The 15,496-nt window shown below is 37.5% G+C and carries 16 protein-coding genes and 1 pseudogene; 7 read left to right on the top strand and 10 right to left on the bottom strand.

The features are described 5' to 3' along the window. Nucleotides 1–3: 3 nt before the first annotated feature. Nucleotides 4–480, bottom strand: coding sequence for an Lrp/AsnC family transcriptional regulator (locus NSQ94_RS11320; RefSeq protein WP_063388247.1), 477 nt, complete (start codon nt 478–480; stop codon nt 4–6). Nucleotides 481–698: 218 nt separating this feature from the next. Here NSQ94_RS11320 and NSQ94_RS11315 point away from each other — a divergent pair, with 218 nt between their 5' ends. The 3 genes from NSQ94_RS11315 to NSQ94_RS11305 all read left to right on the top strand — a co-directional run bounded on the left by NSQ94_RS11315 (nt 699) and on the right by NSQ94_RS11305 (nt 5,625). Next, the gene (locus NSQ94_RS11315; protein WP_339229098.1) at nt 699–1,934 is read left to right on the top strand and encodes an MFS transporter; all 1,236 of its coding nucleotides are present in this window, start codon (nt 699–701) and stop codon (nt 1,932–1,934) included. Beyond that, nucleotides 1,931–3,511, top strand: a complete 1,581-nt coding sequence (ggt, locus tag NSQ94_RS11310) for a gamma-glutamyltransferase (RefSeq protein WP_094245610.1) — start codon at nt 1,931–1,933, stop codon at nt 3,509–3,511. Before NSQ94_RS11315 ends, ggt begins: the two co-directional genes overlap by 4 nt. 1,310 nt (nt 3,512–4,821) lie before the next feature. Beyond that, complete coding sequence (locus tag NSQ94_RS11305) at nt 4,822–5,625, top strand: site-specific DNA-methyltransferase (protein ID WP_144598367.1); 804 nt, start codon at nt 4,822–4,824, stop codon at nt 5,623–5,625. Between the two features lie 89 nt (nt 5,626–5,714). On the opposite strand, the gene NSQ94_RS11300 is transcribed toward NSQ94_RS11305, so the two are convergent. The 5 genes from NSQ94_RS11300 to NSQ94_RS11280 are packed head-to-tail and all read right to left on the bottom strand — an operon-like array spanning nt 5,715 to nt 9,886. Further along, nucleotides 5,715–6,941, bottom strand: a complete 1,227-nt coding sequence (locus tag NSQ94_RS11300; RefSeq protein ID WP_339195327.1) for an ABC transporter permease — start codon at nt 6,939–6,941, stop codon at nt 5,715–5,717. Continuing rightward, the gene (locus NSQ94_RS11295) at nt 6,934–7,869 is read right to left on the bottom strand and encodes an ATP-binding cassette domain-containing protein (RefSeq protein WP_327873956.1); all 936 of its coding nucleotides are present in this window, start codon (nt 7,867–7,869) and stop codon (nt 6,934–6,936) included. The genes NSQ94_RS11300 and NSQ94_RS11295 overlap by 8 nt, the downstream gene beginning before the upstream one ends. A 17-nt stretch (nt 7,870–7,886) precedes the next feature. Next, nucleotides 7,887–8,747, bottom strand: coding sequence for an ABC transporter ATP-binding protein (locus NSQ94_RS11290; RefSeq protein ID WP_066248495.1), 861 nt, complete (start codon nt 8,745–8,747; stop codon nt 7,887–7,889). Then, nucleotides 8,747–9,145 (bottom strand): GntR family transcriptional regulator, encoded by a 399-nt coding sequence (locus NSQ94_RS11285; RefSeq protein ID WP_066248497.1) that lies wholly within the window; start codon nt 9,143–9,145, stop codon nt 8,747–8,749. The genes NSQ94_RS11290 and NSQ94_RS11285 overlap by 1 nt, the downstream gene beginning before the upstream one ends. Before the next feature lie 15 nt (nt 9,146–9,160). Next, complete coding sequence (locus tag NSQ94_RS11280; RefSeq protein WP_327848210.1) at nt 9,161–9,886, bottom strand: hypothetical protein; 726 nt, start codon at nt 9,884–9,886, stop codon at nt 9,161–9,163. Nucleotides 9,887–10,318: 432 nt separating this feature from the next. On the opposite strand from NSQ94_RS11280, the gene NSQ94_RS11275 reads away from it, so the two are divergent. From NSQ94_RS11275 to NSQ94_RS11260, 4 genes and pseudogenes are all read left to right on the top strand, one after another. Further along, nucleotides 10,319–11,506 carry a glycosyl hydrolase family 18 protein gene (locus NSQ94_RS11275; protein ID WP_327873955.1) on the top strand — a complete coding sequence of 396 codons (1,188 nt, stop codon included), beginning with the start codon at nt 10,319–10,321 and terminating at the stop codon, nt 11,504–11,506. A gap of 402 nt (nt 11,507–11,908) precedes the next feature. After that, nucleotides 11,909–12,781, top strand: coding sequence for an AraC family transcriptional regulator (locus tag NSQ94_RS11270; RefSeq protein WP_066248502.1), 873 nt, complete (start codon nt 11,909–11,911; stop codon nt 12,779–12,781). Between the two features lie 102 nt (nt 12,782–12,883). Next, nucleotides 12,884–13,090, top strand: a complete 207-nt coding sequence (locus NSQ94_RS11265; protein ID WP_311067381.1) for a hypothetical protein — start codon at nt 12,884–12,886, stop codon at nt 13,088–13,090. A gap of 236 nt (nt 13,091–13,326) precedes the next feature. Beyond that, nucleotides 13,327–13,497, top strand: a pseudogene (locus tag NSQ94_RS11260) (HNH endonuclease); the annotation flags it as partial. A 69-nt stretch (nt 13,498–13,566) separates the two neighbouring features. Here NSQ94_RS11260 and NSQ94_RS11255 read toward each other — a convergent pair. The 4 genes from NSQ94_RS11255 to NSQ94_RS11240 form a co-directional block, all read right to left on the bottom strand. Beyond that, the gene (locus NSQ94_RS11255) at nt 13,567–13,791 is read right to left on the bottom strand and encodes an HNH endonuclease (RefSeq protein WP_339229095.1); all 225 of its coding nucleotides are present in this window, start codon (nt 13,789–13,791) and stop codon (nt 13,567–13,569) included. Continuing rightward, the gene (locus NSQ94_RS11250) at nt 13,775–13,948 is read right to left on the bottom strand and encodes a hypothetical protein (RefSeq protein ID WP_311067214.1); all 174 of its coding nucleotides are present in this window, start codon (nt 13,946–13,948) and stop codon (nt 13,775–13,777) included. The genes NSQ94_RS11255 and NSQ94_RS11250 overlap by 17 nt, the downstream gene beginning before the upstream one ends. Before the next feature lie 200 nt (nt 13,949–14,148). Continuing rightward, nucleotides 14,149–14,409 carry a hypothetical protein gene (locus tag NSQ94_RS11245; RefSeq protein ID WP_311067215.1) on the bottom strand — a complete coding sequence of 87 codons (261 nt, stop codon included), beginning with the start codon at nt 14,407–14,409 and terminating at the stop codon, nt 14,149–14,151. Nucleotides 14,410–14,414: 5 nt separating this feature from the next. Next, entirely contained in the window at nt 14,415–15,332 is a 918-nt protein-coding gene (locus NSQ94_RS11240) for an HTH domain-containing protein (protein ID WP_339211352.1), read from the bottom strand. Nucleotides 15,333–15,496: the final 164 nt, after the last annotated feature.

Below are 15,496 nucleotides of genomic sequence, written 5' to 3'. Positions count from 1 at the left end.
CCTTTATAATTTCATGCCCATGCGGCTCTTGTATCGTTTAATGAGAATTTGACAGTCAACGCTGACGACACCGCGCATCGGATACAATTTTTTTGTTAAAAAATTTTCCATTTCTTGATTATTTTTAAAGATTCCATGCATATGGAGCTTGCTTGGTCCAGTCATATGGTACAAGCTTGTAACGGCATGCTCCTCCGCCAATTGTTCTGCCACTTCCTCTAAATATTGCGGTTCCACTTCAACGTTGAAAAAGGCGGAAACATGAATGCCGATTTTCGTCGGATTGATAACCGTCGTAAATTTCTCGATAATTCCTTTTTCAATTAAGTTGTTTATTCTCGCCTGAACGGCAACTCGAGACAAACCGATTTCTTTTCCGAGATCGGTATACGATATCCGGCTGTTTTCATGCAGCTTCTCTAAAATTTGTTTATCAATATGGTCTATGTCTAAATTCGGAATGTTGTATTCGAATGCCATTCATACCACCCTTTATTTCGTTATGTAGTTAATTTTCTAATTATAATTTCCTTTAGTATACAAAATATGTTTTATGATTTCTATAAAAAAATGAAAATATTTATTTGTTTACGAAACGAAAAAACTTTGTTAAAAAAATTTACAAATTCAAGGAACTTTCCTCAGCAGCTTTCTATAATGAAATCAAATTTTTAAAAAAGTTGAGAGGGGTGAAGAAAATGAAACGCACACATCCAGCCATCGTTATTTTCTTGTTTTTTCTAGGATGGGTATTTATGTATGCGGATCGAAATATTTTGTCGCCAGTAATGGGAGAAATAGGAGAGCAGTGGAATTTAAACAATAGTCAATTAGGTTTGATGTCCACTGTATTTTTTATTGCCTATTCGATCATGCAAATTCCAACAGGATTTTTGGCTGATCGATTTGGAAGAGTGAAAGTTTTAGTAATTGGTTATATATTATTTGGCATTACCACTTTTTTGAGCGGATTGGCATCTTCATTTGCATTGTTTTTGCTGATGCGCGCTTTAACAGGTATTGGAGAAGGCACTTATTACGGTTCGCAATACGGAATTTCTTCCAACATTACCCCTAAAAAATACAGAGGGATCGTTTCTGCAGTGATCAATAGCGGAATGGCTTTCGGCATTTCTCTTGGTTTTATTGCTGCTAGCTATTTCACATATACCTTAAACAAAGGATGGCAATTTTCATTTTATCTATTTGCCATTCCAACTATTATTGTTGCCATTTTGATAGGAATATGTGTACGAGATCAATCCAGCCATGAAAAAAAACAAGAAGTTCCTCATATGAAAGATAGCCAAAACTTAAAACGGTTGTTTACAAAAAATCATCTTTTCGTTTACATTCTCATCTTCTGCTCTTTATATGGATTCTTCGGAATGCTTACTTGGTTGCCTTATTATTTGCAGACGGTAAAAGGGGTAGAAGGCTCGCAAACAGGGATCATATCTTCTTTAGTGCCTTGGGCTTCGATTCCGGGGGCTATTTTCTTTGGATATGTTTCAGATAAAGTAAAAAATAAAAAGTCGCTGATCATCTTTTTAGCTTTTGCTGGAGCTGTTTGCCAATTTGTCATCCCTTATGCGGAAAATTATTCTTTGCTGCTAGCAGGATTAGTTTTTTACGGACTGCTAGGAAAATTGGCGCTCGATCCCGTATTAATATCTTATATGGCTGAAATTACGCCGTCATCCATGTACTCCAAAGTGTATGGTTTTTTCAATTTCAGCGGAATGCTTTCTTCAATTTTTGCACCTTATATTACGGGCTATTTTGCCGATATCACCGGCAAGCTTGAAATCGGCTTTTATTTGTCAGGTGTTTTGCTAATCATCGGCGCTGTTTTATTTCTATTTACGGAAGGTTCAAATCGCATGACCCATTTCGTTCAATACTACAAACCGGGGGAGGAACAAGTAAAATGAGCCAATCAATGATCGGAACGAAAAGTATGGTTGTCAGTCCGCATTATTTAGCATCGGCAGCCGGTTGCCGCATACTGCAAAAAGGGGGCAACGCCTTCGATGCAGCGGTAGCGGTCAGCGCCTGCTTAGCGGTCGTTTATCCGCACATGACAGGGATCGGAGGAGACTCTTTTTGGCTGTTTTACAGCAGAAAGGATCAAGCAGTTCGTGCGTATAACGGCAGCGGCCGGTCAGGCTATAACGCCACGCCTGAAAAATACGAAGGTTTACCCGCCATTCCGTATCGAGGCATTCAAAGTGTTATCACCGTGCCGGGAATGGTTGACAGTTGGGATGCCATCATAAAAGAATACGGAAGACTTTCATTGGCGGAGGTTTTAGAGCCTGCTATCGAATATGCGGAAAATGGATTCCCTTTTTCAAAGGATCAATATGTCAACACGCAAAAAAATGTTCAAATTCTGCGAGAATTTCCGGAAACATCATCGATTTTCCTGCCTCATCATCGAATTCCGAGCATAAATGAAAAATTTATTCAGAAGCAATTGGCGGATACATTGAAAGAGTTAGCGAACAAAGGAAGAGATCATTTTTACAAAGGCAGTTTAACAAAACGCATTGTATCAAGCCTTCGAGAAAAAGGCGGGATTTTAATAGAGGATGATTTTGCGGATCATCACGGAGATTGGGTCGAACCGCTGAGCGGAACTTACCGCGGTTATACCATGTATCAGGTTCCGCCCAATTCACAAGGCTTTGCCGGGCTAATGGCGCTAAATATTTTAGAAAACTTTGATTTTAAAACGATTCCGCACGGTTCTTTTCAGTATTATCACCTTTTGACAGAATCATTGAAAAAAAGCTTTCAAGACCGAAACAAAGTATTGACAGATCCCGAATTCTACCAGATTCCGCTTGATAAATTGTTAAGCAAAACATATGCGAAAAAGCTGGCCGAATCGATCAGTCTGACAAATGCAAGCGAAGTGAAGACTCAGCCTGTCGGAAACGACACTGCCCATGCGGCTGTCGTGGATGAAGAGGGGAATGCGGTTTCCTTTATACAAAGTCTTTATTTTGAATTCGGTTCATGTGTTGTTGCTGGTGACACAGGGATTTTAATGCAAAACAGAGGATCGTTCTTTTCTCTTGATCGTTCGCATGTCAATTGCTTGGCGCCGAGAAAAAGAACGTTCCACACGCTGATGCCTGCAATGGCTTTTAAAGATGGAAAGCCGTATATTTTATACGGAACACAAGGAGGAGAAGGACAGCCGCAAACACAAACAGCTATCATTACAAGAATGATTGATTATCGAATGAGCCCTGCAGAAGCAATATATGAGCCAAGGTTTGTGTGGGGAAGAACGTGGGGAGAAGAGACGGAAGAATTGAAGATGGAAGGCCGCATCTCAAAAGAAGTGATCGAATCGATGATCAAAGCTGGCCATCTTGTGAAAGTTGTTGAACCTATTGATAAAATAATGGGTCATGCCAACGCCATATTAATTGATGAACAAAGCTTTTTACACGGCGGGGTTGATCCAAGAGGAGACGGTGCGGCAATCGGTTGGTAACGACGAATTCATAAAAAGCGGGGATTTATGCTATCCGTTGTTTCATATTTAAATATATTGGAGAAGGGTTTACGGAAAGTATCCAGCTAGGGCAAAGCCTGCAGAATTCATTATTGGAATTCTACAGGCTTTTATCATTTGAAGAGGTTCTCACATCGGTATATTCAACCCTGGAAATAAATTAGGAGAAGTTACAGCCAAAAGAAAGGTTTTAGTAGAAATATATAGGGAAGCGAAAACACCAACGATTGCAACAAGCTGTTTCGCGGACTAAATCTTTCATCAAACCTCCTTAACAACTTACGTTGATTTCCAGCTGCTGCTTTTCGTCAAAAACAAACAGCAAAATGAAATTTTATATTCCGCAATACTGGTCCATATAATTGCTACCAAATAGCCAAAAATGCCATGATGACCATTTTAATCTCCTTCACCATCTACACAGGCAATCATATTAGAACATTTTTTATGTATTTTTACTTATCAAATTTGTATTTGATTATTTACAAGTAATAATAAGGGGTATAACTAATATATAAAAAGAAAATTTTTAACAGCGATCATTACGTTTGTTATTTCTACTTTTATCATAGCGATTTTATTTCGCCAGTAGCATGTCTTTCTGACCAACAAACAGGATCTTCTTTTCACAATCTTCTCATGATATCTCATCTGTAAGCTTTGGGGTGTTCTTTTATGGACTACCCATATCGATAGCAATTGCTTTCATTACCAAAAGGTTTTTCGCATTTGCTTTACATATAATCTTCGGAATATTGCCTGCTATTGTATTATGGTTTTTGCAGTTTTTTCTTTAGCTATTTCCGTTATTTTTTTTCTTCGTTGACGAAGTCATTAAATATGGAATAAATAGGGGCTTAATGGTTGAATCCTCATGAAACAGAATGAAACACCGGGAAAGTTATTCTTCAGTTTAGGACTGTAGCCAATTGAGCAACATACATCTGAAAGTGAGTGCTGAAAATGTTTCAAAAAAACCGGAGAGCTTTGGAGTGCATGATAAATACCTTGGCTGTAGTATGGAAAACTTTGATTGGACGAGCAAACTGGACAGAGATCAAGAAGGAAATAACGTCCCCAGAGGATTATGCGGAGAAGGTCATAAGATAATCAGATAATCCGCACGAGATAACGCCCAAATACGAAAATTAAAATAAATAGGCAAGACAACAATCCACTGAAAGTCGCTGCGCCAAATGCTAGATACGAGCTAAATCGGTTGAGAATGTACGTTCTTCTATAGTATGATAAAATAGTTATCTCGTTTATTTTTAAAAGGGTGTTTGGATATGGACACAGAAACTGCATCTGTGAGAACGTTTAAATATGGAAACAATCTCGAAGTAAAAATTGAACTAAATGATTGCATATCCTTTTTAAAGTCTTTAAAAGATGAAAGCATCGACTTGATTGTAACAGACCCTGCTTATTCTGGAATGAATAACAAGCTGAAGCTCGGGAAGGGCAGAATCGTCGGTGAATATAAGCAAAAGGGAACGGAAAATGGGAAATGGTTTGCGGAATTTGAAGACAGTGAAGAAAACTATCATCTCTTTTTACAAGAGTGCAAGAGGGTGCTGAAAAAAGATACAGGGCACATTTACATCATGTTTGATTCTTTTTCTTTATTAAGCTTAGGGCATTTAATGAGAGAGTACTTTGACGTAAAAAACATCATCACTTGGGATAAAATCAATATGGGAATGGGGCATTATTTTAGAAGAAGGCACGAATATATTATTTTTGCTACGAACGGAAACAACCGCAAAATTAGAAACCGGTCTTTTCCGGATGTATGGCGGTTTAAACGAATTCACCATTCGAAATATCCGACTCAAAAACCGGTTGAGCTGTTCCAAGCGATGATTTATGCAAGTGCCGAAGAGGGATTTACGGTTTGCGACCCGTTTTTAGGGAGCGGATCGTCAGCTATTGCAGCCATAAAAAACAACTGCCGCTTTTTAGGATGCGATATCGCAAGCAATGCTTTTACAGCCAATGTAGAAAGAATTCATCACTATCTTAAAACAAAAGAAGACATCTATCAGCCCAAGCCTTGCCATATCGAAGGCGAACCGGTATTTTGGGAATAAAGACTGATCATAACTACGCAGCTTGCAAATGTTATTCATCTTCACCAAACCATAAAAAAATCGGCGTTTAGCCGATTTTTTTATTTTGATCATTGTCTGATCCAAGTCCATATTTCTTTTGGCGTGGCATTTTTTCCGTACATTAAGATGCCGACTTTAAATATTTTTCCAGCTAGTTTCATAAAGATCCAAACACTTATTATTAAGATTGCAAGTGATATGACGATTTCCGCCCATGGCCATTCCTCTAATATCGACAAACGAAGAATCAAAACAGCGGGTGATGTGAATGGAAGATAGGTGCCGATTTGCGCCCATAGCCCGCTTGGATCTGTCAGCACAGGTCCGACAAAAACAAATGACAAAAATGGCAGCAGGATAACTAATCCTTGAAAGTTGCCGGCGGTATATATATCTGCCATTGTGGCGCCGATGCCGACAAAAATTGACGAAAACAGCAAGTAGCCTAAAAGGGCAATCCCGATGAAAAGAAAAAGATGAGGAACGAACAAATAGTGAAATATCGGAACATCAATTTTCCATAAAACGATTGGAATGATAAAAATGAAAAATACAACAACTTGTAACATTCCTAATAGGAAATAACCAATAATTTTACCTTGCATGAGGTCTTTTGGCGTGACCGATGAAAGAATGATTTCCGCAATTTTATCTTTCTTTTCCTGCGAGGCGCTTTGAAAAATCATCATGCCGCTAAAAACAATGGATAGTAAAATGATGCTGGCAAAGGCCCCTGGTACAATGCGTTCTAAAATTTTTTCCGTTTCTCTTCCTCCGCCTTCAGTTTTTGAGATTTCACTAACGGTCGATTGTTCAAAGACGATTCCTTTCGAAATGGCTGCTAATTGATTTTTCGATAAACCAAGCTGCTCCAACTGCAAAGCTTTTAACGGCTCTGCCAGCAGCTGAATTTGATTGGCAAACATCGGGCTAATCACATCGCTTGTGTAAACAGGGACAACGCCATCCGTTAATGACTGTTCACCGATAAACAAATAGGCTGTATTCTCTCTATTTTTTAGCAAATCTTCTATCTTATCTTCCGCGATGCCAGTTTTCTGAAGCTTGAATGGAAGGTTGTGAAGCTGTACTGCTTCCTGCAAGGCTGGCAAAATATTCAGTTTATCATTGACATAAACAGTTGTTACACTTTGATCCTCATCTGAATTGGCAAGATTTCCGAGCAGGAAAAAAGCTAAAAAGAGAATAGGCGTTATAAACAAGCTGATGATAAATGATTTGTTTTTTAAATTCCGCTTTATTTCCCATTTTGCTATTTTTATAGTATTACTCATAATTTTCACCAGCTTCCTGTAATAAATTTTGATCTGTGGCAACATCAATAAAGATTTCATGCAGGGAAATGCGGTCAAGCGATAATTCTTGAATTATCATATATTCCGGAAGGTTTTTTAACCATTTGGCAGGTTGAATGTCTTTTGTTAAATAAAGAGTTGATACATCTTCATTTTGTTCTATTCGTTGAACACCAGAAATTTGTTCTAGTACGGCGCGGTCATTTTTTCCGCGGATGACACATTTGAAATTCGCATATGTTTTCTTTACTTCCTCTATCGATCCATAAACCACCTTGCGGCCGCGATGGATCATAAATAATCTGTCACACATCTCTTCTACTATATTCATTTGATGGGAAGATAGAAGAATCGCTGTGCCGTTATTAGCTAAGCTTCTTATTTCTTTTTTAAATAACTCCTGGCTCACAGGGTCTAATCCGGAAAACGGTTCGTCTAAGATGAGCAGTTCAGGCTCATGCAGGATCGAAGCGATAAACTGTACTTTTTGTCCCATTCCTTTTGATAGTTCATCAATTGATGACTGTTCTTTTCCTTCTAAGCCAAATTTTTTTAAATAGACTTTAGCCCGCTCTTTTGCTTTTTTTAATGGGTAGCTTTTTAAATCTGCTAAATAAAGGAGAATATCCATTACTTTGACATTTTTATATAAACCGCGTTCTTCCGGCAAATAGCCAATTTTATGGCGCGGGATCATATTTTTTTGGCTATTGTGGAATGTAATGCTTCCTTCATCTGGATACATAATCCCCATAATGTTGCGAATGATCGTTGATTTTCCAGCCCCGTTCGGTCCTAATACCGCCATAATTTCCCCTTTTTTCACTTCAAACGATATATTTTGGATAATCGGCTGATGTTTGAATGATTTTCCTAATTTTTCAACTGTTAAAACCGTTTCGTTCATATTTATGTTCCTTTCTGTTAAATTGGTTGATTGAGCATAATCGTGATAATTTCTTCCAACTCTAACGATTCTGCTTTGATCCAATCGTATTGATGCTCTATTAAATACTGTTCTGTATTTTCTTGTTGTTGAGTGATGACAATTTGCTTTCCTTTTCTTCCAACTTCACCCGGTATCGGTTTATTTGGCAGAGGCCGCTGCAAAAAGTAACGTTTATATCTGCTGGCTAATTCTTCTTTTTCAAATTTTCCAAGCAATTGTCCGTTTTTCAGTACAATTAGATAATCAGCAAGCTTTCGAATATCATCTGTTTGATGGCTGGCAATGATCATCAGCTTTTCGCTTCTTTCCATCCATTCTACGAGAATATCCATCAGCATTTGTTTTGAAGGGATATCCATATGAGCGGTTGGTTCATCAAGAATCAAAATGTCGGTATCGCAGGCTAAAGTTAAGGCGATGCTTAATTTCTTTTGAACACCTTGTGATAAATTTCGATATAGCTTTCTTAAAGGGATATCGAACATTTGTACAAGCTGGTCGAAATATTTCTGATCCCATGTTGAATACCAATGGGAAGTGAGCTTCATCAATTCCAATCCGTTAAAGGAATTGCATCCAATCAATGTCTGCGGCAGGTACGAGATGTGCTGCTTCCAGCTTTCATCACGATTTTGTATTGATTGACCAAATAAGCGGATCTGCCCCTCATCTTTTTTCGCAAGATTCATCAGCATTTTCATTAATGTACTTTTACCAGCTCCGTTTTTCCCAATGAGTGCATGAATCGTTCCAGGCTCAAACGAAAGATCAATTGGCCCTAATTGAAAATCATCGATCGTTTTTCTTAACTGCATGATTTCTAACCAAGGCTGCATTAAGAACCCTCCTTTTCCCGCAATTCAACCATTACTTGTTGAAAGATTTGCTCAATCTCTGCAAACGTATAGTCATGGCGGAGCGCCGTTTGTACAGCGGTTTGAATAGCTTTGTACACCGTTTCTGTCTTTACTTTTTCTTTCTTAGCATCGTCTATGTCAGCTACAAACGTTCCTTTCCCTTGTGTTGTCTGGATAAACCCTTCATATTCAAGATTTTGGTAGGCGCGTCTAGTCGTAATCACACTAATTTCAAGGTCTTTTGAAAGGGTGCGGATCGAAGGCAGCGGTGAACCAGCAGGAAGCTGACCGCTTGCAATCAGCGCTTTAATTTGTTCTTCCAATTGATAATAAATAGGCTCCGGAGAATCTTTTGCAATCTGAATAGGAAGCTCCATTCAACTTCCTCCTTCTTAAAATAAATAATCCATTTTTTCGATTTTTTTGGACATATATTTTTGCGAGTAGAGCACGCCTATAGCAGCGAAAAGAACTGACGCAATAATACTTACTAGAGGCCATTTTTCCGCCATGAGCATCGTCAAAGGCACAAAGCCGTTTCCATATAAAACGTTAAATATCGTAAAGATAAACATGAATCCAAAAAATAAAGCGAATATATAAAGGGCAAACCTCACCGTTGAAAGCCGGTAGCCGACATCACTAGCTGGAAACGAAGCTCCTAAATGAATGCCAATACCAATCCAAATCATGATAAATGCGAAATATTCCTTTAAGTCCAACGCTGCTCTAAGATCAGGGGAAAACACATAAGTAAGAATCGATACCCCTAAATAGTAAGGAACGGCAAAGGCGAAAAAAATGATAAATCTGCTTTTAATGAGCACATCCTTTTGGATCGGCAGCTGCCTAAGTGTAATAAAAAAAGGAGATGCCCAAAAGTCGCCGCCTATTTTTTGATGATTAAATTCTTTCGGTTTGATCCATGCAGTTCCAAAACCAAATACAATAAAGAACAAAAAATCTAGCATAACGGTGCTTCTTTCCATATTTTTCGGAATGACAGTGGCGAAAAACATCGAAAACGTGATGGCCATCAAGGCAAGCAATACAAATCCCAATTTCAATTTTTTTAATTCAAACTTTGCTAGCCAAAACGCTTCCTTCCAATCGTTCATATTGATCTCCTCCAAGTGAACTGTTTTACTGTGTATATCTATATACACACTATATAACGTTTTGTTAAATTTGACCAGTCTTTTTTGAAAAAATGTATGGATAGGCATCAACAACATTCGTTCTAAAAATTTTTAAGTAACTCCAAACGGTATGTAGAAGGACTGCAAAAAAATTTCAACTTCTGGAGCACAGGATGTAAATAAAAAAATTCGAAGCAGCTGATGAAAAAAATGTACGGAGAAACACGCAGCAAAATGGAACTGTAAAAAGGTCAACAGCAGATGAAAAATTTCTATGTAATTTTGCGACAGTCTTTTTTTAAATACTTTTTCCAGCGCATATTTGCTGAATCTATGGACAGAAGTGAAAAACTCGGGAATATTCATCCTCTTGTTTAGGAAGTATAAGAAAAAACAAGAGGAGATGTTGTGATGAGAAAATTTGTCATTTTGCTCTGCCTTTCGCTCGCTCTTTCTGGATGCGGAAATGGAAATGATAAAAAGCAGGGCGCTTCTTATGATCAACAGCAAGGAACGACAACTCAGAATGAAGGAGATAGCTCGCTCATTAGGATACAGCATAGCCAATCTCCAGCAAAACGAATCCAAAAGGTAAACCCTGATCAGACGGCCCGCGACAAAAGACCTATTAACTCAATTGGATTTCTTGAGCCGATCACTCCGCAGCAATCCGTTTCTGACTTAAAAGGTGTCAGTCAGCATTTATCATATGTAGCTTTTTTCAGCTACCGAGTGAACGCCGATGGAAGTCTTGTTCCAATTGAAGACAGTGAAGCACTCGCAGCTGCTAAAAAATCCGGTGCGATTCCGATGATGGTCATCACCAATTTTACAGAAGGAAATTTTTCACCGGATATTGCTCATCGGATCTTTACAGATAAAACAGCCTCTAAAAGTTTGATCAATGGCGTTATTCAGACGATGAAAGCAAAAGGATATAAAGCTTTAAATATCGACTTTGAACATATTCGGGAAAAGGATCGTGAGCTGTATAACGGCTTTCTCGAAACGATTTTGCCGCAGGTTCGCAAAGCCGGCTTTACGGTTTCAACTGCATTGGCCCCAAAAACGAGCGATGAACAAAGAGGACCATGGCACGGAGCCCATGATTATAAGAGACATGGAGAGTTAGCAGATTTTGTTATTTTGATGACGTATGAATGGGGATGGTCCGGCGGTCCGCCAATGGCGGTGTCACCGATTCCGCAAGTTCGCAAAGTACTGGATTATGCCGTTTCCGTCATTCCGCGAAACAAAATTGTGATGGGCGCCCCTTTGTATGGGTACGATTGGACTTTACCATACAAAAAAGGCGGTAAATTTGCCAAACGAATCGCTCCGGCGGAAGCAGCAGACCTAGCGGCGAAAGAAGGAGTTGAAATTCAGTATGACAACGAGGCGCAGGCACCTTGGTTTCGCTACACCGATGATCAAAACAAAACACATGAGGTCTGGTTTGAAAATGAACAAAGCATGCAGGCAAAGTTTAATCTCGTAAAAGAATACGGACTGAATGGAGTGGCATATTGGGTGCTTGGCGAGCCTTTCCCTCAAAATTGGACTTTGCTTGAAGAGGAGTTTATTATTCAAAGACACTAAGCGGAGAAAAATGGCATTAGCCCGCAACATTCTGAAAGAAGAAGGCGTCAACTGCTTGCATATCAAAATCGAAGGTATACAAAATCAGTAGAGAAAAACAGCTCGTTTTTCTCTACTTGATTTATTTTAGGGACTTGTTCGAAAACCGTTTATGAAAATTGAGCCGTTTCTTTGCTTATTTATGATAATGATCATTTCACCAAACCTACTAAACAAACATATTGCTTTCATTATTTACCTGATCTATTTCACTTGATCCATCATAAAACCGTTTTTATTCATAAACTGAGCAGGTTGCGCAAAAATGCACATGATCATATCACCACCCTGCATAATTGTGCACAAAATATCGGGTAGATCCATTCAGCTCCTGCTATTCTTGTAATCAAGGGAGGTCATATAATGGATTTGCTTAAGAACATGAACAGAGCCATACAGTATATTGAAGAAAACCTTACACATGATATTGACTTTAAAGAGGTGGCAAAAATCGCTTGCTGTTCCGAATATCATTTTAAAAGGATGTTTTCTTTTCTTGCAGGTATTACACTATCAGAATACATCCGCCGCAGACGCCTGACTCTTGCAGCATTTGAACTTAAAGATAGCAGCGTAAAGGTCATCGACATTGCGATAAAATATGGGTACAACTCACCAGATTCTTTTGCAAGAGCTTTTCAAAACTTGCATGGTATAACACCGTCAGAAGCCAGAAATCGTGGTCATTTATTGAAAGCTTATCCACGAATGACCTTCCAGTTAACAATTAAGGGAGGAAATGAAATGAACTATCGAATTGTAGAAAAAGAGGCATTTCGTATTGTTGGTATTAAAAAAAGAGTTCCGATCATTTTCAAAGGAATTAATCCGGAAATTGCCTCGATGTGGAAAAGCTTAGATGATGAAAAGATCAATAAACTTAAAAAACTTTCGAATGTCGAGCCTTTAGGCCTGATTCAAGCATCCACGAACTTTTCTGAAGGCAGAATGGAGGAAAAAGGGGAGCTTGATCACTATATTGGCGTAGCAACAACTAAGGAATGTCCAGCTGAATTTACACAACTTGTAGTTCCTGCCTCAACATGGGCAGTATTCGAAGCAATCGGACCATTTCCTGATACACTGCAGGATGTATGGGGACGCATTTATTCTGAATGGTTTCCAACCTCAAACTATGAACAAATAGAAGGTCCAGAAATCTTATCAATCGGAAGCAAAGATTTAACTTCCCCGACTGTAAAATGTGAAATTTGGATTCCGGTACTGAAAAAGTAAAAAAAGCATTAGATATCTCTTTTTGTAATTAATTCCTAATAATGGTATATTAATTTTCAAGTGTTTATAGTTTAAAAAATATGAAATATCAATGGAGTGGCAATGGAAACGGACATGGGAACGCCTCAAGGCGGCCCGCTTAGTCTACGTGTCCAGTTAAGTGTAGCCGATTCAGTAATTAGATTAGTGAAAGAGAAGTTTAAACGTGAAAATGGTGGACGCCTATTCTGTGAAATATGTGGTTTTGACTTTTATGAAGTGTATGGCGAAATAGGAGAAGACTTTATAGAAGTGTTTTTTGCAAAATAAAAGTGCAGAGAATTGCAAAATCCTTATGCAGTGATATGCAATGGGGCTTTACATGGAGGAGGAGCCATGATAACCTTTTTTGGTTTTGCCAAAACTGTTGAAGCTGGCGCTTGACTAAAGAATCATGGCTACAGAGGATCGACGTCAAGCCCTTGATGGATAGATCACATATATGTATATTTATTCAAAATTTTGATAAAGATATACTGCAACCCTCTGTATTTTTTTCTTGCAGAAAACACTTTATAGAAGGTCACCACACTATACCTGTATCAGAATTAGAAGAAGGACAATTAACAAGGATAGAAGATATAGTCTTAGTATGTTCAAACTGTCACCGCATGTTACATAGAAGAAGACCGTGGTTAACTAAGGAACAGTTAAAAGATTTAATAAAGAAGGAATAGCTAATATGGATCGAGAAACAACAAAAGATATTATTTCCACAAAAAAGGAGATAATACCTTTTTATATTACTATAAATGTACCTTATTTTTGTTAATTATTTCTTTTAATTCTTCAATGGTATAGGCTTGTTTTTGTCTATGTAATATTGCATGACAATTGGGACAAACAGGGCGTAAGTCTTTTAAAGGATCAATCTCATACTCTTCGCCAATTTGGCTAATTTCTTTGAGATGATGAACGTGAATAAAGTTTTTATCGATATCACCGCATGTTTCACTAAAAATTAAAATCACAAACTGAACAGTTATAACCGTAATAATCTAAACACTTTTGTCTTGCAATGGGATTACGTTCATAAGCGTTAACAGAAATTTGCTTTTTGGCACCTTCAACAAGTGTTTCTACTTCCAATATTTTTTCTACTAGTCTTATTTGTACATCTTCAAGCACGTTAGGTAATTCCATATTGAAATATTTCAACTTCACAACTTGGCGTGGGAAAGATACGTTCAATTGAACTGTGGTGATAAAATTTTCTTCGCTAAATAATATAACATCAGTTAAAATTATGACAATATCTCACGATTTTCGTCATTATCAGAAAAAGCGGTTGTAAAACGTCTTCCTAGAGTATGTATTGAAACGATCTTTTAATTCTGATAAACTTTCAACACCGTTGCCTGTTCCGAACCTCTCCCACGCTTTTTTATTTGAGAGATTCTCGTAATATTTAAAACTACCAAACCTACATATTTTTCGATAGGGGCTTTTAACAAAAACAAAAATTTGTTACCTTTGGAAAGTCTTCTGACGTTACACGGTGTCGGTGTCCAAAAATTTACTTCTTCGGGAATTGGGGTGTTTCTAAGATATCTATACCAACCAATATCAGTAGGTGCTATCGCAAACATACTATTCACTTCTTTTTTATTTTCTCAACTAATTGTTCAGCCGTATAAACTTTATCGTACTTTTCCTTGATGATTTCTTTACTATTCATATCATTTTTTATCCGAACAATAAATTTTCTAAAATCAGGATTTTCCTTTGAAAGTTTGTTTACAGTTTCCCAATCAATTTCTGTTTTGTGTTTGGCAGGGAATAATATTTCAGAAGCATCTGGGTCTTCAATATCTAGTTTTATAATTCCAATCCCAAAAGCAGAGGTAAGACGTTTCAACTCAGTCATAAATTCTTCATCGTGTAATATGTTTGCAGTTACTAAATAGCCTTCGTTAGCCCATGAAGAATTTGAAACCGCTTGGAAATAAGCCTCACGAATATTAGCAAATGTTAATTCTTTCTTCACTTCAAAGGAATAAAGCTTCACTAGTTGACTTCCGAGAGTTAATCCAAAATCTAAAACTTCCGATTCCCATTCACCAATAGGGAAGTTAATTCCGACTAAATCTGGATGTAACCATTGTGAATATGTTCGTTTAGAAGATTTTTCATGATAAATGGTTTTGGTATATACATTTAAGTATGTATTAACATAGTACGTTAAAAAAGGGTGTAAATCTCTTTCACTATATGAAGTTTCTTTTGGTTGTATAATTTCTTTTTCTTCTTTTATTGTATCTACATTTTGAAGTTCCTTAAGAAAGAATTTCTTTGGTTTAGAATCAATTTTAACAAAAGGCGAATTTGGATTATCCCGCATATCAACGTATATTCTTGCACTCATAGTTTGCCATGGTGTCTTACCTTTTGAACCTACCAACACATCGTATTCTCTTTCTTGGGCATAACGCCATATTTCTTCAATTGTCATTGGTTTATTAGCTTCTTTCAATACCTTAATTGCTAGTTCAAAAAATGTTAACTTTTCCAAATTGAACACCCCAAGTTAATAATTACCTTTAACAAAATAATATAACAAATGCATAATTTATCAAATTTGAGAATATTTTTTGTTGTATCTTCACGGGAAATATTTGGTAAAATAAAGTTGAACGTATCTTCCAAGCAAATACTTTTATACGGTCATATGGACAA

It is taken from the genome of Aeribacillus sp. FSL K6-2833 (genome assembly GCF_037965815.1).
Classification (GTDB): Bacteria; Bacillota; Bacilli; order Bacillales; family Aeribacillaceae; genus Aeribacillus; species Aeribacillus composti.
The sequence above is the reverse complement of the archived record's forward strand: the minus strand, read 5'-3'. Positions and strand labels throughout refer to the sequence as shown.

Excerpts from the sequence above, each read along its gene's own strand:
- NSQ94_RS11245 (WP_311067215.1), bottom strand. The coding sequence starts at position 14,409 with ATGTTTGCGATAGCACCTACTGATATTGGTTGGTATAGATATCTTAGA.
- NSQ94_RS11315 (WP_339229098.1), top strand. The coding sequence starts at position 699 with ATGAAACGCACACATCCAGCCATCGTTATTTTCTTGTTTTTTCTAGGA.
- NSQ94_RS11320 (WP_063388247.1), bottom strand. The coding sequence starts at position 480 with ATGGCATTCGAATACAACATTCCGAATTTAGACATAGACCATATTGAT.
- NSQ94_RS11285 (WP_066248497.1), bottom strand. The coding sequence starts at position 9,145 with ATGGAGCTTCCTATTCAGATTGCAAAAGATTCTCCGGAGCCTATTTAT.
- NSQ94_RS11270 (WP_066248502.1), top strand. The coding sequence starts at position 11,909 with ATGGATTTGCTTAAGAACATGAACAGAGCCATACAGTATATTGAAGAA.
- ggt (WP_094245610.1), top strand. The coding sequence starts at position 1,931 with ATGAGCCAATCAATGATCGGAACGAAAAGTATGGTTGTCAGTCCGCAT.
- NSQ94_RS11295 (WP_327873956.1), bottom strand. The coding sequence starts at position 7,869 with ATGAACGAAACGGTTTTAACAGTTGAAAAATTAGGAAAATCATTCAAA.
- NSQ94_RS11300 (WP_339195327.1), bottom strand. The coding sequence starts at position 6,941 with ATGAGTAATACTATAAAAATAGCAAAATGGGAAATAAAGCGGAATTTA.
- NSQ94_RS11275 (WP_327873955.1), top strand. The coding sequence starts at position 10,319 with ATGAGAAAATTTGTCATTTTGCTCTGCCTTTCGCTCGCTCTTTCTGGA.
- NSQ94_RS11290 (WP_066248495.1), bottom strand. The coding sequence starts at position 8,747 with ATGCAGCCTTGGTTAGAAATCATGCAGTTAAGAAAAACGATCGATGAT.
- NSQ94_RS11280 (WP_327848210.1), bottom strand. The coding sequence starts at position 9,886 with ATGAACGATTGGAAGGAAGCGTTTTGGCTAGCAAAGTTTGAATTAAAA.
- NSQ94_RS11265 (WP_311067381.1), top strand. The coding sequence starts at position 12,884 with ATGGAAACGGACATGGGAACGCCTCAAGGCGGCCCGCTTAGTCTACGT.
- NSQ94_RS11305 (WP_144598367.1), top strand. The coding sequence starts at position 4,822 with ATGGACACAGAAACTGCATCTGTGAGAACGTTTAAATATGGAAACAAT.